A 20,750-nucleotide genomic window follows, 5' to 3' on the forward strand; every position below is an offset into this window, starting at 1 on the left:
ATCTATTTGACCGGCGCTTGCAGCACGTCGCCTACGGTTGCGACCTGATCTTTTGGCGCTGTCGCCGTTGAGACGGGCGCCTTGAGTTGCTGCGCCCGGGCCTGGGCTTGCGTCACTTGTTCCGGGCTCAGGCCCATGCGGCTGGCCACTCGTGCGGCTTGTTCCCAGTTGTCCTGGTAGATCATCAGCGTCACCAGATTGATCGCCGCCAGTTGATCGCTCTGCTTGAGCTCCATGGCCGTCAGGAATTCGAAGCGTGCATCTTCCAGGCGCCGTTGATTGAGGTACACCACGCCCAGGTCGTTGCGGATTTTCTCGTCGGTGGGCGACATCCTGGCCGCGCGTTGCAAGTGCGCCATGGCCTGGCCGTTGTCTCCCCTGGCCGCTGCCAGTTGGCCGAGCCCGTGCTCGCCTTCGGCAGCCATGCAGGTGCCGAGCAGGCTGCGGTACAACGGTTCGGCTTCGCTGCGGCCCAGCAGGCGGTACACCTTGGCCTGGCGCTGGCGCACCTGGGGCAGGTTGTCCGGCAGGTTTTGCAGGTTGGCCAGGCTGGCGTGCAGCTTGCCCTCGTTGGCCATGTCGTCGGCCAGGTTCAGCGATAACTCCTGATCGGAGTTGGGCTTGGCACAACTGCCCTGCGCGCTGAAACCCGCCCACGGCAGTTGCCCGTTACTGGCGCAACCGCTCAACAACAACAGGCTGCAGGCGACCATCAATGTCTTCATTGCATGTCCTCTCAAGGCACGAAGGCTTTGGCGATGGCGATAAAGCCAGGGCCGGCCAATACGATCAGTAATGCGGGAAACAGGAACAGCATCATCACCACGGACATTTTGGCGGACATCTTGGAAATGTATTCCTGCAGGCGGGTCAGGCGCCGGTCATCCAGCAGTTGCTTGAGCGATTGCAGCGACTTCATCGCCCCGCCGCCCTGATGCAGAAGTTGCTGGAGGATCAGGCACGTGTCGCTGAGTTCATCGACGTCCAGCATCTGGCTGGCCTTGTTCAATTCCTCCCCCAGCTCCAGCCCGGAATCGACGCGTGCCAGCACCAGGCGCAGTTCGGCGGTCAGTACCGGCAGCAACTTTTGCGCGTCGTAGGCCATGACCCGCAGCGCTTGCTCCACGGCCATGCCTGACTCAAACAGAATGCGCACCAGGGGGATGAAGGTCGCTACTTCCCGGGAGATTTTCCCCTGGCGTCTTTTGGCAAGTGCAACCAGTACTCGCTTGGGCAGCAGGTATCCGATGATCACGCCCAGCAGGGAGATCACCCACTCATGCTCAGTGCCGGGAAAGAACAGCTCCAGTGTCATCGCGGTCAGCCCCAGCAAAACTATCGGTGAACCGATCTGGCAAGCGGCGAACATCGAGCGTTGGCTGGCTTTTCTCCAGCCCATGCGGTTGAGCAGGATTTGGGTTTCGTTATCGAGGCTGATGGTGCGCTGGCCGATCCGGGTGCTGCCCAACTGGTGCAACCACTCACTCATTTTGTCATTGCGGCCTGGCTCGCCCTGCAGCCGCTGGGCGACCACGCGTTGTTGACGACGACTGCTCAGGATATTCGCCAGCAGCAGTGATAATGCGGCAAGAAACAATACGGCACTGATCAGTATTGCCATCTCAGATACTCCGCAACATGCGCCACAGCGCCACGCATCCGATGACTTGCAAGGCGAACGCACCGAGCATCAGGCGTTGGCCGCTATGGTCATCCCACATGGCCATCAGGTACGTCGGATTAATGATCAGGAAGTAGCCCGCGACACTCACCGGCAGCACCGCCAGCACCAGCGCGGTCACTCGGGTTTCGCCGGTCATGGCGCGTAATTGCCGTGCGCCCTGATCGCGCTCGCGAATCATCTTGATCAGGTTTTCCAGCAGCTCACTGGCGTTGCCGCCGTAGCGGTGGTTGACCTTGAGGCCCAGGGCAAACAGACGCAATTCATCCTGTTCATAAAACTCGGCATAGTCATGAGCGGCCTCCGGCAGGCTGACACCCAATTGCACATTGCGCTTGATACGGCCCATGGACCTTTTCAACGGATCGTCACTGGCATCGATGCCGCTCAGGATGGCGTCCGCCAGGGTGCGTCCGGATTTCAGGCTGCGCACGGCGTGATCGAGCAATTGCGGGAGTTGTTCAATCATCCGGCGCAGCCGCCGCTGGTAGCGTACGGCGATGTACAGGCGCAGTGCCAAGGGCGGTGCCGCCACCATCACAAACAAGCCTATCCACTGGCCCACGAGCCCCCCCAGCAGGGCACCAAAGGCCCACAGGGTCAGCCACAGGCCGAGGCGCTCGGCTGGCCGGCCGAGGCCTGCACGGATAAACATGCGTTCCAGGCTAGTGGTCACCGCGTTGTCTTTCATGGCCTGGGGTTGCCCTTCGGCCAGGCGTTCCAATACCCGGTCGGTCTGGGCCTTGCGCAAACCGTTGCGCATCAGGCCTATCCCCAGCACCAGAAGGGCCACGGCGAGCAGGGCGAGCAGAATCGGACCGATCATCGGGTTGCCTCCTACACCGGCAGGTGACCTTCGTGACGCAACTTGTCACCGGCCGGGTTGACCGCTTCGCGCAGGAAGCCAAAGCCGGTGCGCTTGTCGTGGCGAAACAGGGTGTTGGTGACGTACACGTCTTCGCGGATGCCCACCACTTCCACCACTTCGCTGACACAGCGGCGGCCATCGGGCAGGCGCGTCAGCTGGATCACCACATCCAGCGCCGCGCAGATCATTTGCCGCAGGGTTTTTTCCGCGACGACCCGGCCGGTCAGGCCCACCAGGGTTTCCAGGCGCAGCAAGGCGTCCTGGGCGTTGTTGGCGTGCACGGTACTCATCGAGCCGTCGTGGCCGGTGTTCATGGCGGTCAACACATCGATGACCTCCACGCCCCGGATCTCGCCGAGGATGATGCGGTCGGGGCGCATCCGCAGGGCGTTGCGGATCAAGTCACTGGCCTTCACTTCCCCATGCCCCTCGGCATTGGGCGGGCGGGTTTCCAGGCGCACAACGTGGGGATGGCCCAGTTGCAACTCGGCCACGTCTTCGATGGTGACCAGGCGCTCGCGGGGGTTGATCAACTGGCTGAGAATGTTCAGCAGTGTGGTTTTACCGGTGCCGGTACCGCCGCTGATCAGGATGTTGCAGCGCTTGCCGACGGCTTCCTTGAAAAAGTCGAAAATGGCCTGGTCGATGGTTTGCATGGCCACCAGGTCGCTGCTTTTAAGCATGTCCTTGCGAAACTTTCGAATCGACAGGCACGGCCCGTCCAGGGCAATCGGCGGAATGATCGCATTGACCCGGCTGCCATCGGGCAGGCGCGCATCGACCATCGGCGACGACTCATCCAGCCGGCGTCCCAGGGGCGCGAGGATGCGCTGCATGACCCGCTCGACATGGTGGTCGTCAATGAAGCGCAAGTCACTTTGTTGCAGCAGGCCATCGCGTTCGACGAATACCCGGTGCGGGCCGTTGACCAGGATCTCGGTGACGGTCGGGTCGCGCAGCAGCACTTCCAGCGGGCCGAAACCGGTCAGCTCATCGACGATCTCTTCGGCCAGACGCTCCATCTCATAGCGGGAAATCGCCAGGTGCATACGTGTGATGTATTCGGCCACCTTGTCGATCACAAACTGCGCCAGGGACTGGCGTGTGCCTTCCAGCAGATTTTTTCCCGAATCCTCGATGGCATCGATGATGTAGCGATGCAGCACCAGCTTCAGGCCGTCGTGATCAGTGTTGCCGACGTTGCCGCGCGGGGCGACGCCAAACAGCTTCTCGCCGTTCATTTGGTCCTCAGAAGGCGGTTGAGCCAATTGGTGGAGGGTTTTTCCAGGCCCTCGGAGCGTTTTGCCAGGCGCTCGCCCAAGCCGCGCAACGTCTGTGTCAGGGCTTCCCGTGGGGCCAGGGCGAACAGGGTCTGGGCCTGGTTTTTGGCACTCAGGCGCACTTCCGGGCTCCAGGGCAGGACGGCGATTACCTCCAGCCCGAAGCTCTTGCCCAGTGCATCCGAGTCCGGGGCGGCCCCTTTGAGGTAGCGGTCTACCAGCAGGCGGGCATGGTCGAGTTTCATGCCTTTTTCCCGCCACAGGTTGAGTACGGCCAGGTTGCGGCGGCAGTCCGGCACGCTTTGGTCGGTGCACCACAGCAGTTTGTCGCAATGGCTGACAAAGGTGCGCAAGGCTTCGCTGTCGGGTTGGCCGGTCAGGTTCACCACGATGTGCTGGAAGTGCTGGCGCAGGGCGCTGAGCAACATGTACAGCTCGGCCGCGCTGGTACGTTCCAGGGGCTCGTCGTTGTTGTGGTAGGCGAGGATGCGCAGACCGGCTTCGGCCGTGGTGAAGGCGCTGTTGATCAGGGTTGAGTCCAGGCGCCGCAAGTGACGCAGGGCGTCGCCGAAATGAAAAGAACTCTCCAGCCCCAGCAGTGCGAGGCTGTCAGCGAGTGGCAGGCCCAGGTCGAGCAACAGCGTTTGCTGCCCGCTTTTTTGCACAACCAGCGCCAGGTGGCTGGCGATCAGCGCGCCGTCGGCATTGCCTTGGGTGCCGTAGAGCACGGTCAGCCCGCCTAGATGGGTATTCGGGGTGACCGCCGGCAAGCGTTTGCTCAGGCGCCGAACCAGGCCGGCAACCTCACTGGAGCGCGAGCCGTAGGCCACGAAATCCCGTGCGCCGGCGCGCATCGCGTTCAGTACAAGCTGGTTGTCCATGCCATCGCCCAAGGCCACGATGGCAAGCATCGGCTTGGCTTCCAGGGCACCTTCGATCAGGGCGCACTGGGTGGTGACGTGTTCCCGGTCCAGGCCGATGAACACCAGGTTGGCGAACGTCACGTCTACCAGTGCCAACAGTTCGTCGAGGCTGCCGGCACCGGCGCTGACCACTTGCCCCAGGGGCGCGAGCGCACCCTGAAGCCATTCCAGATCCGTGGTGTTGCGGGTAATTGCCAAAAAGGTCTGGCTCAGGCTCTCACTCATTCGGACAGTCCACTGCGACGGTCGAAATTGCCGTTTTCGAGGAAGTACAGGCGGTACCAGTTCGGGTCGTAATTGCGCAGTTTTTCCCCAGGCAACGAGGGCAGTTGGGCGTTGGCCGCCAAGGGCTGCACGAGGTGCGGGGTGACGATCATCAGCAGCTCTTTTTCCTGGCGATTGATGCTGGAGTCGCGAAAGAACGCACCGAGGACCGGGATGTCGCCCAGCCCCGGGAATTTGCTCACGTTGGAGCTGTTGTTGGTGCTGATCAGGCCGCTGATCACGAAGCTTTCGCCGTCGGCCAGGGAGATGCTGGTGTCGGTGCGCCGGATGGTCAGGGCCGGCACGGAGATGCCCTGGATGTTGACCGCGTTGCTGTAGTCCAGCTCACTGACCTCTGGCGCGACCTTCAGGGAAATCCGCCCATGGTCGATGACGGTCGGGGTCAGGGTCAGGCGAATACCGAACTCTTTGTATTCGATGGAGATGCTGTTGCTGCCGCTGCTGGGCACCGGGATCGGTACTTCACCACCGGCGAGGAAGGTCGCACTTTGTCCACTGAGCGCCACCAGGCTCGGCCGGGCCAGGGTGTAGGCAAAACCGCTGCTTTCCAGGGCGTTGATCATGGCCGAGACACGCCCGCCGCCAAAGCCAATGTTGAAGGTGTCGTTGTTCACCGGGAGCCCACGGAATCCTGTGGCCGCGGCGTTGGCAACATTGTTCGGGGCGCCGAAGAGAAAGTTGCCGCCCCGGCCAAAGATCGAGGTGCTGGCCTCCTTGAGTTTGGTGCGGCTCACTTCCACAAAGCGGATGTCGGTTTGCACCTGGCTCGGCAGCGTCGGGTCATCGGACGGCGCCAGGGCCAGGCTGGTCAGGGCCGACGTGGCCTTGCCCTTGACGAACACCATGCTTTGGCGCGGGCTGCTGGAGCAGGCCGTCCAGACCATCAGGCTGGTGGTGCCCGAGGCGATGCCGGTGAGCAGGAACGCCTGGTTGCCGTTGACCTGCACATCGGCCACTTTCGGATCGCCAATGGCCAGGCGCGTAATCGGCACCGGCGACTGGATGGCCTGTTGAGCGCCTTCACCCACCTCCAGCACCGCCGGCAGCTGGCCCAGGCCCGTGCAGTTGCCGGGTGCTGCCAGTGCGACGCCGACAGGCAGGCTCAGGGTGAGAAGTGCCCAGAAAATTCGCGAAAAAGACCACACGAAACGACTGCTCATTCAAGGCATCCTTAGCTCTTTCAGGGCGTTTGTTGGGTAACCTGATTGCCACGTATTACTTCGACGCCTGAACGCCTTGGCGCACCATTGCCAGCGGGACTCAGGCCGTTGACGGGCGCTGTGCTGAAGGCCAGCTGGTTGAACTGGTAGAGCTCGCGCCGGGTGTTTTCCAGGTGGATCGCGGACTCCGTTTCACCGGCCCAGTATTGGCTCAGCAGTTGTTCGTCGGCACTGCGTACAGCCAGGCGCAGTACGCCGGACTGGGCTGCGAGCATCAGCCGGCTCAGGAGCTCCTCCGGTACGGCGAGGAGTACCGTACGTGCGCTGGCGCGACTCTGCTGCGCCTTGAGTTTTTCGTCGGGGGTGGTCGGTGGCACGGAGCCGGGCTTGCCGTCGTTGGTCAGCCCCAATTGATCGCCGACGCCCAGCAGGCGCAAGGCGGGCACCACGATTTGTGCGGACTGCTGCGGGTTGCTGGCTTCCTGGCGCAGGAAGAGCAGGACGTCCACATAGTCCCCCGGGGAGAGTTGCCCGCTGGCGCCGATCACTTCATCCACGGCGACGGCAAGCGCGCGTTCGTTAGGGCGGATCATTCGCGCCACGGTGCCGCCGGAGTTGAAGCTCTCCTCGGTCAGCCAGGTACCGGCGGGCAGCGGCCGCCACGGGATCTTGCCCACGGCCTGGTCGAGGCTGGTGAGGCTGCCGGCGGGAACCGTGCGCAGTTTTTCCAGGGTCAGGTCGGCGGCGGTGAGCGCAACAAAAGGTGCGACGTCATGGGCCAGCACCACCACGGGTTGGCGGGTCTGGTCTTCGGCTACGGGTTGCACGACTTCAGGCGTTTGGGGCACGGGCGGTGCGACGGGGGCAGGGCGGCTGAGTACCAGGCCCCAGTAGCCTGCAATCAGTGCACCTACCAACAGCAGCCCGGCGAGGATCAAGCTAATCCGACTGTTCATGAAGGCTCTCCCTTTCCTGCTGCATCCACTGCTGTTCCCACAAATGCTTGCGTATCCGGATCGCTTCAAGCTTCTAACTATTTCGCTATTTGAAGGTAGTTCAGCTAAGACAAAACGCCATTACCGAGCGAAAAATATCTCCAGAAACCTCTGCGAAAGTTGGATTTTTGGCGTCAGCCTGCCGACTAATACTTTGTGATTAATCAGTTCTTACAGTTGTTGGTATGGGGTTTGTTGACAATGCTCTAGTGGCACACCGAAATCATTTTTGTGATGCCGCGATACCAGCGCCGTGGGCGCAAAGGAGAAGTCATTATGTTCCTTGATCTTATTCGCATGGGTTTCATCAAAGTCCAGATTTTTTTCTATTCCAAAGAGGGCGCATCGGGTATCGAGTACGCACTGGTTGCGGCGATGGTTGCCGTGGCGCTGGCTGCCTTTATTACACCCATCCGGACGGCGGTAACCAACGTATTTACTTCGATACAAGCCGCCATTCATACCTGACCCAGGTACTCGCGCAAACACGTGCAGGTTCCGCTGAATGATCTATTGCGTATCAGGCATTTCCACATGAACTCCTCTTCGGCTCCCCGGCAACAAATCCTTTTGGTGGATGACGAAGAGGACGCCCTCATTGAACTGGCCGAGTCGCTGGAGAATGAAGGCTTTGTCTGTTTTACCGCGACTTCGGTCACCTTCGCCTTGCAGGAGCTGACCCTGCACCCCGATATCGCCCTGGTGATCACCGACCTGCGCATGCCCGAGGAAAGTGGTATTTCCTTGATCAAGCGTTTGCGTGAACACACCGCTCGCCAGCACTTGCCGGTGATCGTCATGTCCGGCCACGCCGAGATGGATGATGTCAGTGACATGCTGCGCCTGCAGGTGCTGGACCTGTTCCGCAAGCCGATCTACCTGGTGCGCTTGATCGATACCCTCAACAACCTCTTCCCCATCCCCAAAATCAGGCTGATGTAGGAGCGAGCTTGTGTGGGAGCGGGCTTGCTCGCGAAAAACGTCAACGATAACGCGGGCAGTCTGGTTCCCCGCGTTGTCTGGACGTTCTTCGCGAGCAAGCTCGCTCCCACAGGGTTCAGAGTTGGTAGCTGAAACTCAGGGTATACCGTGGCCGCCGATTGAAGCTGTCCAGGGCGATGTCCGACATTGGCTTGGCCGCTTCCAGCGCGATGTTGTAGTACTTGTTATCCCCGAAGCGCAGGCCCACCGCTGCCGATGACATGTTGTTGCCCTTGGCCGGCAGTTCGTTGAACCAGGTCTTGGCCTTGTCGAGCACCACGTACGGCTGCAGGATTTTTACCCACTCGCCACTGCGGTTGAAGCTGTAGTTGACCTCATACGCCACGCCCCAGCCCTTGTCGCCCGAGCCCTGGTCATCCGGGTAGCCACGCCCGAAATTCTGCCCGCCGAACGTCGCGCGTTCGCTGTCGGGCAGGGTGTCGTTGCTCCAGTAGAAGGCACCCGATGCCACGCCTTGCCAGTTGTCGAAGAACTTGTCGCTCTGTACGCCCGAGACGCGCAGGCGGAAGAAGTCGATGTCGGGTTTTATGCCCTCGAAGTCACTCCGGGTGCTGGCGCCCAGGCCGTCGATGCCCTGGTACAGGCCGGCGCTGACAATGCGCAGTTGGCGCGTATCGGATTTGCGCCAGTCACCTTCGAACGCCAGGGCGCGCAGATTGGTTTCCAGGTCGAAACGTTGCGGGAAACCCACCAGTTGATAGCGGGTGGTCTGGTCCACGGCATAGAGTCGCGTGCCCAGGGTCAATGACTCGGTGGGGGAGGCAATCAGCGGATGGCTGAGGCCGACGGAGTAGCGGTCAACCTCCTGGTGTGGCTTGAGTTCAAAACCGCCGTCCAGCTGCACATTGCTGCGCGGGTCGGCGCGGTAGCGCTCGGCGTTGACCACCAGTTGAGTGCCCTCGGCATTCACGAACTGGCTGTAGCCCAGGCGGTAGTAATGCTCCTTGTCCTCGCCGGGCGGGAACAGGCCGCTGACGCTCAGTTGTTCGCCCATGGATGTCTGGGAATTGCTGGTGCCGGTGATCAGGGCTTGCAGGCCGCCACGGCTGTCGTCCGTCATGCTCATGCTACTGGTGAAGGGTTTGCGCGAGGCCTGGATCTGCATGCGCGTGCCGCCATCGGTGGTGCCCGGCGGCGGTACTTGCGCCTGCAGCGTTACACCTGGAATGCGGCCCATCAAGGTGGTGTAGCGTTCGAAGGTCTTGCGGGTCAGCGGGCGCTCGGCCAGCAGCTTGGCCGCCAGTTTGTCGACGTAGGCCGAGACCGAGCCAATGTCGCCCTGCACGTTGTAATCCTTGATGTAGCCCTCCACCAACACCACGCGCACCAGACCGTTTTCGAAGCGCTGGTCGGGCAGGTACGCGTAGGACAACAGGTAGCCGTCCTGCTGGTAGCGGCGGGTGATGCCGCGGGTGGCTTCGATCAGTTGTGCGAGGGTGGTTTCATGGCCGATCAGCGGTTCGAAAACCTTGGCCACGTCCTGGAGCGGGTAGATAGTTCCCCCGTCGATTTGCAGCTTGCGGATGGTCACTTTGGTGTCCATCAACAATGGCTGGCCCTGGGTTGCCGCCGGCTCGGGCAGTTGGGTCTGTGGGGTGACCGGGCGATAGGCATCGGCGGGGAGGTTGGGTACCGGCAGGTTGCGAATGGTGTCGTTGCTGTTGAGGTAGCTGGGCAGGGTCTCGGCATGGACGCTGGCAGCAATGAGGGTGAGCAGAAACAAAGGCGTCAAGGCGCGCATAGGACACTCCATGGTCAAAACTGCTGCAGCGTTTTCGCTAGGCCCGCCGGGTTCTGGGACACGGTTCGCAAAGCCATTCATTGGCCAATAAAAAAGACGAGAGACTCGTTGGAATCTCTCGTCTCAACCAAGCGTAGGCGCTGTAGGGGAGGCCGTCTAATGGCCAGGTGCAATTCTATTTTTTGCCGGTCAGCCCACCGAGCAGACCTCCCAGGCCGCCGCCTGTGTTTGCATTTGCATTGGCAGTGCCCGTAGCGGTGGCACCGGCACCCACGTTCAAGCCACCGAGCAGACCGCCACCGTTACTGCTGGTGCCGCCGGTTACCAGGCCACCCACCGAGCCGACGGTATTGCCGACGGCATTCAGGGTACCGCCCACAGCGTTAGTCACCGGATTGGCATTCGCCGCCGTCAGGTTGGTGCCCAGGCTGCTGACTGCGCCGCCGACCTGGGTAACCAGACCATTCACCGGTGCGCCGATACCGGTGCTGGTGCCGATGTTTTGCGTCAGGTTGGCAACACCCGAGGTCACTGGGTTGAGTGCGGTGCCGACATTGGTCGCCAGGCCTGCAACGGGAGCCGTGGCTGCAGTGTTGGCCACGCCATTGCCACCGATCAGGGTGCCGAGCGACGCGACGGTGTTACCCACTTGGCCGCCGGTCACACCGGCTGCACTGACAGTGCCGTTGGTGTTGCCGGCATTCAGGCCGTTGCCGACGTTGGCGACAAGACCGCCGACGAGTTCAGGCAGGCCCGATTGAGGGGTCGTGGTGGCCGGGTTGACGTAACCGCTCGACTTATCAAGGGTGGTGCCAACGCCAGTCAACACGCCACCGACGAGTGTCCCGACTGGGTTGCCTGCGCCGCCGGCGCTGGCCACCTGGCCGCCAAGGCCGGTGACAGTGGAGCCGACTTTATCCAGTACGCCGCCGACCGGGTTGCCCAGGCCTGTTTTATTGCCCAGGTTGCCGGTGGTGTTTTCCACCAGAGAGACGACGGGTACCAATACGCTTTTACCCACCGTATTGGTCACGCTGCCCAATGGCCCGGTGGTGCTGGCAGTGCTCAAGGTATCGCCGAGCATGGTGACGGCCTGGCCGACCTGATCAACCACGCCACCTGCCGCACCGCCTACGCCACCGGTCAAGCCGCCGACTACGGGAATGCCGCCGAGTGTGGTGCCCAGGGATTTGCCGGTGTTGGAAACGCCGGTGCCCAGGTCGGCAACGCCATCGGCCACACCGGCAACGGTTGTGCCCACGGAGTTGCTATTGGTACCCAACGTGCCCAGGCCGTTGCTCAAGCCGCCGCCGATACTGTTGACGGCGGTGCCTGTCGCGGTGACCAGCCCGCCGGCAGTGGTGCCGACAATGGGAACCGTGGTCAGGGTTGTGCCCAGGTTACCTACTGTGGTGCCGACATTACCGACGACACCGCCCACAGCGCCTACTACCTGGCCGGTGACCAGGGGAGTGGTCGAGCCGGTGCCGCCGCCAGTGCCACCGCCAGTGCCGCCACCGGTACCACCGCCGGTACCTCCACCAGTGCCGCCGCCGGTGCCACCACCGGTACCTCCACCAGTACCGCCGCCGGTACCTCCACCAGTGCCGCCGCCGGTGCCACCACCGGTACCTCCACCAGTACCGCCGCCGGTGCCACCACCGGTGCCGCCGCCGGTGCCACCACCGGTACCTCCATCAGTGCCGCCGCCAGTGCCACCACCGGTACCGCCGCCGGTGCCTCCACCTGTCCCACCGCCAGTACCGCCGCCAGCATCCGGAGATGACGCCGCGACGCTACTGTGATGACCACCACCACCGCTGCTGCAGCCTCCGAGGCTTACTGCCAGAATCAGGGCCAGCGCGGTACTTGCTTTCCACAACACGACTTGAGTTTTCATGATTGAGTTCCTTGCACCTGGTACAGCCTTTGTTGTTTTCGAAGTTCGCTGTTTCTAGGGGCAGCGATACATTCGTCCGTTATGGCTATAACAGTCCCGGGTGCGCGCTCTCGCAACGCTCAACTTGGTATTAACGATTTATATACACGAAGAGTTAGTTTGCTTAATGACTAATACCAAGGGTGTAGAAGGCGGCGGTGTTTAAGTTGTAAGTTTATTAAAATCAATGAGTTGATAAGAGTAGCGAGCTATCGATAGCTCGCTATAACTTAGGATGTATATATACAATTTATCAGGCGATGGGCCGCCAGCGGCCGACCATGTGTTCAATGTCCCCGGCGCCTTTAAGTTGCAGCTCACCGCTGGAGCCGGGGGCGCTCGTGAACAACGTTACCTCACAGGGCAAACGCACCGGCTTTTTAAACTCGACATCTATCTCGAGATTGGCGGCTGGCAAATGCTCACTCAGTGCCGCCAGTGTGCGGGCCTTGTTCCACAGCCCATGGGCGATGGCCTGGGGAAAGCCGAATAACCTGGCAGTAAGGGCACTCAAGTGAATCGGGTTGTAGTCGCCGGACACCCGGGCGTAGCGGCGGCCAACATCGGCGGGGGCTTTCCAGCGGGTCAGTTCGGCGACAGCGGCAGGGGGTTGCAGCGGGTTGTCCGTTGCTGCGCCATCGAGTTTCACACCGCGACAGAGCATCCGGCTTTGCGCTTCCCACAGTAGCCCCAGTGAATCTTCGACCGTGGTCACAATATCGAATGTCGCACCCTTGGCATGGGGCTGCAAATTCTGCGCGTAAACGCCGACCGTCAAGTCACTCACACCGCCCAACGGGCGCAGGATGCGGATCCGGTTGCTCAGGTGGATCAACCCCAGCAGCGGGAAAGGAAATGCCTTGTCAGTGAGCAATTGCATCTGCAGGCCGAATGCCAGGATATGCGGATAGGTGGCCGGCAAGACCGGGCTGTCGGCAAACCCGCAGACCTTGCGATAGGCCGCGACTTCCCTGGGGTTCACACTGACCCGGCAGCGCAACCCTTGCTCGGGCAGCGTGGTGCCGGTGATCTTGCGCTTGAGTGCCGCGCGCCAATACAGCGGCGGCAGGAACGGGGTGCTGCCTAATGTGTGCCACTCCATGCTTACGCTCCCAATAGACTTTGCCCGCACACCCGAAGTGCCTGCCCGCTGACCGCGCCCGAGCCCGGCTGGCCGAGCCAGGCCACCGCCTCGGCGACGTCCTGGGGCAAGCCGCCCTGGCCCAGGGAGCTCATACGGCGCCCGGCCTCACGCAGGGCGAAGGGAATGTGTGCGGTCATCTGGGTTTCGATAAAGCCTGGGGCCACGGCATTGATGCTGATCCCGCGCTCACCGAGCAACGGCGCCCAGGCCTGGGCCAGGCCAATCAGCCCGGCCTTGCTAGCGGCGTAGTTGGTTTGCCCGCGGTTGCCGGCGATGCCGCTGATGGATGCCAGCAGCACCACGCGACCGTTGTCGTGCAGGGTGCCGCTGTCCAGCAGCGCCTTGGTCAGCACTTGCGGCGCGTTGAGATTGACCGCCAAGACTGCGTCCCAATATTCCGGCGTCATGTTGGCCAGGGTTTTATCGCGGGTGATGCCGGCGTTGTGCACCACGATGTCGATGCCGTCCGGCAGGTGTTCGATCAGTTGGGCGGCGGCGTCTTCGGCGCAGATATCCAGGGCGATGCTGCGGGCGCCCAGGCGCGCGGCCAGGGCATCGAGGTCGGCCTTGGCTTGTGGCACGTCCAGCAGGATCACCTCGGCACCGTCGCGGGCCAGGGTTTCGGCGATCGAGGCACCGATGCCGCGGGCGGCGCCGGTCACCAGGGCCTTGTGCCCGGCGAGTGGGCGCGTCCAGTCCGCGACCTGGGTCGCGCAAGCGTTCAGGCGAATGACCTGGCCGGAGATATAGGCACTTTTCGGCGAGAGGAAGAACCGCAACGCGCCTTCCAATTGATCCTCGGCCCCGTCGCCCACGTACAGCAATTGCAGGACGCCGCCGCTGCGCAGCTCTTTGGCCAGCGACCGGCTGAAGCCTTCAAGGGCCCGTTGGGCACTGGAGGCAAACGGGTCGCCGAGGCTTTCCGGGGCACGGCCAAGGATCACCAGGTGCGCGCTGTGATCGAGATTTTTCATCAGCGGCTGAAAGAATTCCCGCAGCTGTTTGAGTTGATCGGTGTGCTGCAGTTGGCTGGCGTCGAATACCACGGCCTTGAGCTTGGGCCCGTGGCCGGGAATCCAGGTGGTTGCCGTCGACGGTTCGCTGCCGTAGCTATAGATAGCGTCGGTCAGCTTGTTGGCGAACGGCAGGATTTTTGTCGCCAGCGGGCCGCCGCCGATCAGCAGCGCACCCTCCACCGGACGCAGGCGTCCGGCCTGCCAGCGTTCCAGGCGTACCGGTGACGGCAGGCCAATGGCGGCGACCAGGCGATGGCCGAGGCTGGAGTTGGCGAAGTCGATATAACGGTCAGACATGGAACGCTCTCCGAGTGCTGGGGTTCAAACGGTGGACCATCAATAGGTGAAAGTCGTTCGATTGAGCCTAGGCTAGGCTCAGAGATTCACCCCATAACCTCAAGGGAGCTTTCCATGACTCAATTGCGCCGTGTAGCGATCATTGGCGGTAACCGCATCCCCTTCGCCCGCTCCAACGGCCCTTACGCCACGGCGAGCAACCAGGCGATGTTGACCGCCGCCCTCGAAGGCCTGATCGAACGCTACAACCTGCACGGCCTGCGTATTGGCGAGGTGGCCGCCGGGGCGGTGCTCAAGCATTCCCGCGACTTCAACCTGACCCGCGAGTGCGTGCTGGGCTCGCGCCTGTCGCCGCAAACCCCGGCCTACGATATTCAGCAGGCCTGTGGCACGGGGCTGGAAGCCGCGTTGCTGGTGGCGAACAAGATTGCGCTGGGGCAGATCGAAAGCGGGATTGCCGGCGGCGTCGACACTACGTCCGACGCGCCTATCGGGGTGAATGAGGGCCTGCGCAAAATCCTGCTGCAAGCCAATCGCAGCAAATCCATGGCGGATAAACTTAAAGTCTTGTTACAACTTCGTCCCCATCACCTCAAGCCGGAGCTGCCGCGCAACGGCGAACCGCGCACCGGGTTGTCCATGGGCCAGCATTGCGAGTTGATGGCGCAGACCTGGCAGATACCCCGCGCCGAGCAGGATCAGTTGGCGCTGGAAAGCCACCAGAAAATGGCCGCGTCCTACGCCGAAGGCTGGCAAAACGATTTGCTCACGCCCTTTCTTGGCCTGACCCGCGACAACAACCTGCGCCCCGACCTGACCCTGGAAAAACTCGCCAGCCTCAAGCCCGCCTTCGAGCGCAGTGAGAAGGGCACCCTCACCGCCGGTAACTCGACGCCGCTGACCGATGGCGCCTCGTTGGTGCTGCTGGGCAGTGAAGCCTGGGCCAAGGAGCGCGGCTTGCCGATTCTCGCCTACCTGCGCGATGGCGAAGCGGCGGCGGTGGATTTCGTCAACGGCGCCGAAGGCCTGCTGATGGCGCCGGTGTACGCCGTGCCGCGGCTGCTGGCGAGGAATGGCCTGACCCTGCAGGACTTCGATTACTACGAGATTCACGAAGCCTTTGCTGCCCAAGTGTTGTGCACGCTGAAAGCCTGGGAAGATCCGGAATACTGCAAGACCCGCCTGGGGCTGGATGCACCGCTGGGCTCCATCGACCGCAGCCGCTTGAACGTCAAGGGCAGCTCATTGGCCGCCGGCCATCCGTTTGCTGCCACGGGCGGGCGTATTGTCGCCAACCTGGCCAAGCTGCTGGACGCAGCCGGCAAGGGCCGGGGCCTGATCTCGATCTGCGCCGCCGGGGGGCAGGGCGTCACCGCGATTATTGAGCGCTGATCTCGGCTATGATCGGGCCGCCGGTCAATTTGGCATATTGGATGCATTCTTAAGCGGTCAAAGGTCGGTACCCTCTCCCCGCGGCGAGAGGATTGCCGTATAACGAGTGCCATACGCGTGTTTGGTAATAAAGGACCCACAATAAAAGCTGATGAAGACTCCTAAACGCATTGAACCCCTGATCGAGGACGGTCTGGTCGACGAGGTGCTGCGCCCACTCATGAGTGGTAAAGAAGCAGCTGTTTACGTGGTGCGCTGCGGCAACGAGTTACGTTGCGCCAAGGTCTACAAGGAGGCGAATAAACGAAGTTTTCGTCAGGCGTCCGAATACCAGGAAGGCCGCAAGGTCCGCAACAGCCGTCAGGCCCGGGCCATGGCCAAGGGCTCCAAGTTCGGCAAGAAAGAAACCGAAGATGCCTGGCAGAACGCTGAGGTAGCGGCGCTGTTTCGCCTGGCCGGTGCGGGTGTTCGCGTGCCCAAGCCGTACGACTTCCTCGAAGGCGTGCTGCTGATGGAGCTGGTGGCCGATGAATACGGCGACGCGGCGCCACGTTTGAACGACGTGACGCTGGAGCCGGACCAGGCCCGTGAATACCACGCCTTCCTGATTACCCAGATCGTGCTGATGTTGTGTACCGGCCTGGTGCACGGTGACCTTTCCGAGTTCAACGTGCTGCTGACGCCGACGGGCCCGGTGATCATCGACCTGCCTCAGGCGGTGGATGCCGCGGGCAACAACCACGCGTTCAGCATGCTGGAACGGGATGTGGGCAACATGGCTTCCTACTTCGGGCGCTTTGCCCCGGAATTGAAGAAGACCAAGTACGCCAAGGAGATGTGGGCGCTGTACGAAGCCGGCACTCTGCACCCGGCCAGTGTGTTGACCGGCGAGTTCGACGAACCGGAAGAGCTGGCTGACGTGGGCGGTGTTATCCGCGAGATCGAAGCGGCGCGGCTCGATGAAGAGCGTCGCCAGGCGATTCGCGCGGCAGACGATGCGCCACCGAGCAAGGCGTCGGAAGAACCGCCACCGCCGCCCTGGATGCAGTGATCCAACGGCGAGTGGATATCCAAATGTGGGAGCGGGCTTGCTCGCGAAAGCGCTGGTTCAGTCAACTGATGTGTTGACTGACACTCCGCATTCGCGAGCAAGCCCGCTCCCACATTAGGTTCCGTGCATGCCTGGTTAAACTTGCTCAGGTGCAACAACTGCCCGACGCCAACTCCTTGAGAATCGGGCAATCCGGCCTATGATCGCCCTGGCAGTGTTCCACCAGGTCCTGCAACGTATCGCGCAACTGCCCCAACTCGCGGATCTTCTGGTTCAGCTCATCGATATGCTGGCGGGCCAGCGCCTTCAGGTCGGCACTCGCGCGTCCCCGGTCCTGCCAGAGCGTCAGCGATTCGCGCGGCAGACGATGCGCCACCGAGCAAGGCGTCGGAAGAGCCGCCACCGCCGCCCTGGATGCAGTGATCCAACGGCGAGTGGATATCCAAATGTGGGAGCGGGCTTGCTCGCGAAAGCGCTGGTTCAGTCAACTGATGTGTTGACTGACACTCCGCATTCGCGAGCAAGCCCGCTCCCACATTAGGTTCCGTGCATGCCTGGTTAAACTTGCTCAGGTGCAACAACTGCCCGACGCCAACTCCTTGAGAATCGGGCAATCCGGCCGATGGTCGCCCTGGCAGTGTTCCACCAGGTCCTGCAATGTATCGCGCAATTGCCCCAACTCGCGGATCTTCTGGTTCAGCTCATCGATATGCTGGCGGGCCAGCGCCTTGACGTCGGCACTCGCGCGTCCCCGGTCCTGCCACAGCGTCAGCAACTTGCCGACCTCTTCCAGGGAAAACCCCAGGTCCCGCGAACGCTTGATAAACGCGAGGGTGTGCAAGTCATCGGCGCCATAAATGCGGTAGCCGCTGTCGGTGCGATGGGCGGCTTTCAACAAGCCGATGGATTCGTAGTAACGAATCATCTTCGCGCTCAGGCCGCTTTGGCGTGCTGCTTGGCCGATGTTCATGGACGCTCGTCCTCCAGGTCCTTGGGTTTCCAGGTTTTCAACAGCAGTGCGTTGCTTACCACGCTGACACTGGACAGGGCCATGGCCGCGCCAGCCATCACCGGGTTGAGCAGGCCGAACGCCGCCAGCGGAATGCCGATCAAGTTATACACAAAGGCCCAGAACAGATTCTGTCGAATTTTCGCATAGGTCTTGCGGCTTATTTCCAGGGCTGCCGGCACCAGCCGTGGGTCGCCGCGCATCAGGGTAATACCTGCCGCGTGCATCGCCACGTCGGTACCGCCGCCCATGGCGATGCCGATGTCGGCCGCGGCCAGGGCCGGTGCGTCGTTGATGCCGTCGCCGACCATTGCCACCACGCCGGTCTTTTTCAGCTCGGCGACGGTAGCCGCCTTGTCCGCAGGCAACACCTCGGCGTGCACGTCATCGATGCCCAGGGCTTCGGCGACCACGCGGGCGCTGCCACGGTTATCGCCGGTCAGCAGGTGGCTGCTGATATGCCGAGCCTTGAGTGCCTGTATCGCCTGCAGGGCGCCCGGTTTAAGCGTGTCACCGAAGGCAAACAAACCCAGCACGCGGGGCTGCGGGCCTTGCTCGATCAGCCAGGACAAGGTGCGGCCTTCGGCCTCCCACGCACTGGCCGAGTCGGCGAGATCACCGGTGCTCAAGCCGGTTTCTTCCAGCAGGCGACGGTTGCCCAGCGCCAGTTGCCGGCCATCCAGGGTGCCTGCAATGCCACGCCCGGTAAGGGACTGGCTGGCGCTGACATCCGCGACGTTCAAACCTTGTTCGGCACAGGCATCCAGCACCGCCTTGGCCAACGGGTGTTCACTGCCGCGCTGCAGCGCGCCGGCCTGTTGCAGCAGCGCCCCTTGATTACCGTCAATGGCGGCCAGGTGCGCAATTTTTGGTGCGCCGGAGGTCAGGGTGCCGGTCTTGTCGAACACCACGGCGCTGACTTCATGGGCACGCTCCAGGGCTTCGGCGTCCTTGATCAGGATGCCGTGGCGGGCGGCAACGCCGGTACCGGCCATGATGGCGGTAGGTGTGGCCAGGCCAAGGGCGCAAGGGCAGGCGATCACCAATACGGTCACGGCATTGATCAGCGCGACCTCCAGCGGTGCGCCATACAGCCACCAGCCGACCAGCGTGGCCAAGGCCAGCACCAGCACCACCGGCACGAACACCTGGCTGACTTTATCCACCAGTTTCTGGATCGGTGCCTTGGCGGCCTGGGCGTCTTCCACCAGGCGGATGATCCGCGCCAGCACGCTTTCCGCGCCGAGGGCCAGGGTACGCACCAGCAGCCGGCCTTCGCCGTTGATGGCGCCGCCGGTGACTGCGTCGCCAGGCTGCTTCGGCACCGGCAGGCTTTCACCGCTGATCAAGGCTTCGTCGGCGTGACTTTGGCCTTCGACCACTTCGCCGTCCACCGGGAAGCGTTCGCCGGGTTTGACCAGCACCAGGTCATTCAGCTTGAGGGCGGTGATGGCGACGTCCTGCTCGCGGCCGTCGATTACTTGAATCGCCCGCTCGGGGCGCAAGGCTTCCAGGGCGCGGATGGCGCTGGCGGTCTGGCGCTTGGCGCGGCTTTCCAGGTATTTACCCAGCAGCACCAGGGCGATCACCACCGCCGAGGCTTCGAAATACAGGTGGGGCATTGTGCCGGCGGACGCCGTGAGCCATTCATAGATACTCAGGCCGTAACCGGCGCTGGTGCCGATGGCGACCAGCAGGTCCATATTGCCCGCTCCGGCGCGCACGGCTTTCCAGGCCGCGATATAGAAGCGCGCACCGAAGATGAATTGCACCGGGGTGGCCAGGGCAAATTGCACCCAGGCCGGGAGCATCCAGTGCAGCCCGAACGGTTGCACCAGCATCGGCAGCACCAACGGCGCGGCGAGCAGGATTGCCAGCAGCAGCGACCAGCGTTCATGGCTCAGGCGTTGTTCCTGGCTGGCCTGGGTGGCGGTTTCGCTTTGGGGCAGGGTGGCGGTGTAGCCGGCCTTGTCGACGGCGGCGATCAGCACGCTGGGGTCCATCTGGCCGAGCACTTCAATGTGGGCGCGTTCGTTGGCCAGGTTGACGCTGACACTTTGCACCCCGGGCACTTTGCCCAGTGCCCGTTCAACCCGCCCGGCGCAGCTGGCGCAGGTCATGCCGCTGATCGGCAGGTCGAAGGTGGTGGATCCGTTCATGGGCAGTACTCCAGGAGAGATTGCCCCTAGGATCAACCTTGACCTGTGGGGAAGGTCAAGGCGTTAGATCAATGTTTCAGTATTCCAGTGCGGCCGGTTTCAGGTACATGCCGTCCGGCCCTTGCGCGATACGCAACTTGCGCACGTCACCCGCCTTCAACGTGATGTTTTGCGCAGGTGGCGCGAGCATGCCCGGCAAGCAGCCCTGGGACTGGCCCGGCAACAATTTCAGGCGCAACGACACGTTTCCGGCCGGCAAGTTGAACGAGGTGGCCTGCTCCTGGAACAGCCGCCCGGCCAACTGGTCCTGGATGTACAAGCCAATCTCGCAGTTGGTCGGCACTTCCAGGCGCTCCCGGGAAATGATCAGCACCGCATAATCTTCATCTGCGCTGGCCGGTGGCACAGCAGCAAACAAGCCCATCAGGCTGACAAGGCCAAAAAATGACCAGCGCATGGCGAATTCTCCGAGGTTCACATCGTGGATAAGTGCAGCTTGGCCGAGGGCGCGAATGAATGCCAGCCCGGCCGATGTTTTCAGAACTTGACCTTGCCATCATGGCAAGGTCAACACTGCGGGCAACCTCATTAAAGGAGTCATGTCATGCAAGTATTCAGCGTTGAAGGAATGACCTGCGGCCACTGTGTCCGCTCGGTAACCCAGGCGGTGCAGGATAAGGACCCGGCGGCCAGCGTGCGCGTCGACCTCGCGACAAAGGAAGTCGGCGTGGAAAGCAGCCTGCTGTCCCCGGCGGAGGTGATCAACCTGATCAGCGAGGAAGGCTACAGCGCCAAGCTCGCCTGACTT

At 62.3% G+C, this 20,750-nt stretch carries 19 protein-coding genes and 1 pseudogene; 5 read left to right on the plus strand and 15 right to left on the minus strand.

Going from position 1 to position 20,750, the window contains the following annotated elements; genetic code table 11:
* Window positions 1-2 precede the first annotated feature (2 nt).
* Genes HX811_RS24075 through cpaB form a run of 7 tightly spaced genes read right to left on the minus strand, consistent with a single transcriptional unit; the run spans window position 3 to window position 7,153 of the window.
* Window positions 3-725, minus strand: coding sequence for a tetratricopeptide repeat protein (locus HX811_RS24075; protein ID WP_177047653.1), 723 nt, complete (start codon window positions 723-725; stop codon window positions 3-5).
* Window positions 726-736: 11 nt separating this feature from the next.
* Complete coding sequence (locus tag HX811_RS24080; RefSeq protein ID WP_177047655.1) at window positions 737-1,621, minus strand: type II secretion system F family protein; 885 nt, start codon at window positions 1,619-1,621, stop codon at window positions 737-739.
* A gap of 1 nt (window position 1,622) precedes the next feature.
* Window positions 1,623-2,507 carry a type II secretion system F family protein gene (locus HX811_RS24085; protein WP_177047657.1) on the minus strand — a complete coding sequence of 295 codons (885 nt, stop codon included), beginning with the start codon at window positions 2,505-2,507 and terminating at the stop codon, window positions 1,623-1,625.
* 11 nt (window positions 2,508-2,518) lie between these two features.
* Complete coding sequence (locus HX811_RS24090) at window positions 2,519-3,790, minus strand: CpaF family protein (protein WP_008438997.1); 1,272 nt, start codon at window positions 3,788-3,790, stop codon at window positions 2,519-2,521.
* Window positions 3,787-4,977, minus strand: coding sequence for a pilus assembly protein (locus HX811_RS24095; RefSeq protein WP_177047659.1), 1,191 nt, complete (start codon window positions 4,975-4,977; stop codon window positions 3,787-3,789). Before HX811_RS24095 ends, HX811_RS24090 begins: the two co-directional genes overlap by 4 nt.
* On the minus strand, window positions 4,974-6,197 hold the full coding sequence (locus tag HX811_RS24100) for a type II and III secretion system protein family protein (protein WP_177047661.1): 1,224 nt from the start codon (window positions 6,195-6,197) through the stop codon (window positions 4,974-4,976). Before HX811_RS24100 ends, HX811_RS24095 begins: the two co-directional genes overlap by 4 nt.
* A 20-nt stretch (window positions 6,198-6,217) precedes the next feature.
* A complete protein-coding gene (cpaB, locus tag HX811_RS24105) occupies window positions 6,218-7,153 on the minus strand; it encodes a Flp pilus assembly protein CpaB (RefSeq protein WP_177047663.1) in 936 nt (311 codons plus the stop codon).
* A gap of 315 nt (window positions 7,154-7,468) precedes the next feature.
* Here cpaB and HX811_RS24110 point away from each other — a divergent pair, with 315 nt between their 5' ends.
* Complete coding sequence (locus HX811_RS24110) at window positions 7,469-7,660, plus strand: Flp family type IVb pilin (protein ID WP_003212899.1); 192 nt, start codon at window positions 7,469-7,471, stop codon at window positions 7,658-7,660.
* Window positions 7,661-7,726: 66 nt separating this feature from the next.
* Entirely contained in the window at window positions 7,727-8,134 is a 408-nt protein-coding gene (locus HX811_RS24115) for a response regulator (RefSeq protein ID WP_003212897.1), read from the plus strand.
* Window positions 8,135-8,249: 115 nt separating this feature from the next.
* On the opposite strand, the gene HX811_RS24120 is transcribed toward HX811_RS24115, so the two are convergent.
* The 4 genes from HX811_RS24120 to HX811_RS24140 form a co-directional block, all read right to left on the minus strand.
* Window positions 8,250-9,935 carry a ShlB/FhaC/HecB family hemolysin secretion/activation protein gene (locus tag HX811_RS24120; RefSeq protein WP_177047666.1) on the minus strand — a complete coding sequence of 562 codons (1,686 nt, stop codon included), beginning with the start codon at window positions 9,933-9,935 and terminating at the stop codon, window positions 8,250-8,252.
* A 175-nt stretch (window positions 9,936-10,110) separates the two neighbouring features.
* Window positions 10,111-11,835 (minus strand): collagen-like triple helix repeat-containing protein, encoded by a 1,725-nt coding sequence (locus HX811_RS24125; RefSeq protein WP_256344460.1) that lies wholly within the window; start codon window positions 11,833-11,835, stop codon window positions 10,111-10,113.
* A 292-nt stretch (window positions 11,836-12,127) separates the two neighbouring features.
* Window positions 12,128-12,976: a MaoC family dehydratase gene (locus tag HX811_RS24135; RefSeq protein WP_177047670.1), complete on the minus strand. Its 849-nt coding sequence runs from the start codon at window positions 12,974-12,976 to the stop codon at window positions 12,128-12,130.
* 2 nt (window positions 12,977-12,978) lie between these two features.
* Window positions 12,979-14,331, minus strand: coding sequence for a 3-oxoacyl-ACP reductase (locus tag HX811_RS24140; protein ID WP_177047672.1), 1,353 nt, complete (start codon window positions 14,329-14,331; stop codon window positions 12,979-12,981).
* Window positions 14,332-14,445: 114 nt separating this feature from the next.
* Between HX811_RS24140 and HX811_RS24145 the strand changes: the two genes are divergently transcribed.
* The gene (locus tag HX811_RS24145) at window positions 14,446-15,723 is read left to right on the plus strand and encodes an acetyl-CoA C-acetyltransferase (RefSeq protein WP_087693751.1); all 1,278 of its coding nucleotides are present in this window, start codon (window positions 14,446-14,448) and stop codon (window positions 15,721-15,723) included.
* A 151-nt stretch (window positions 15,724-15,874) separates the two neighbouring features.
* Window positions 15,875-16,774, plus strand: coding sequence for a PA4780 family RIO1-like protein kinase (locus HX811_RS24150; RefSeq protein ID WP_008438985.1), 900 nt, complete (start codon window positions 15,875-15,877; stop codon window positions 16,772-16,774).
* A 145-nt stretch (window positions 16,775-16,919) separates the two neighbouring features.
* Here the strand turns inward: HX811_RS24150 and HX811_RS24155 are convergent.
* From HX811_RS24155 to HX811_RS24170, 4 genes and pseudogenes are all read right to left on the minus strand, one after another.
* A pseudogene (locus HX811_RS24155) lies at window positions 16,920-17,123 on the minus strand (MerR family DNA-binding protein); the annotation flags it as partial.
* A 219-nt stretch (window positions 17,124-17,342) separates the two neighbouring features.
* A complete protein-coding gene (gene cueR / locus HX811_RS24160) occupies window positions 17,343-17,744 on the minus strand; it encodes a Cu(I)-responsive transcriptional regulator (RefSeq protein ID WP_177036399.1) in 402 nt (133 codons plus the stop codon).
* Window positions 17,741-19,942, minus strand: coding sequence for a cation-translocating P-type ATPase (locus tag HX811_RS24165; RefSeq protein ID WP_177047675.1), 2,202 nt, complete (start codon window positions 19,940-19,942; stop codon window positions 17,741-17,743). The genes cueR and HX811_RS24165 overlap by 4 nt, the downstream gene beginning before the upstream one ends.
* 76 nt (window positions 19,943-20,018) lie before the next feature.
* Entirely contained in the window at window positions 20,019-20,399 is a 381-nt protein-coding gene (locus tag HX811_RS24170) for a hypothetical protein (protein WP_003211148.1), read from the minus strand.
* A gap of 147 nt (window positions 20,400-20,546) precedes the next feature.
* Here HX811_RS24170 and HX811_RS24175 point away from each other — a divergent pair, with 147 nt between their 5' ends.
* Window positions 20,547-20,747 carry a heavy-metal-associated domain-containing protein gene (locus tag HX811_RS24175; protein WP_003211150.1) on the plus strand — a complete coding sequence of 67 codons (201 nt, stop codon included), beginning with the start codon at window positions 20,547-20,549 and terminating at the stop codon, window positions 20,745-20,747.
* Window positions 20,748-20,750 lie beyond the last annotated feature (3 nt).

It is taken from the genome of Pseudomonas sp. F8002 (genome assembly GCF_013385495.1).
In the GTDB taxonomy this organism is placed as follows: Bacteria; Pseudomonadota; Gammaproteobacteria; order Pseudomonadales; family Pseudomonadaceae; genus Aquipseudomonas.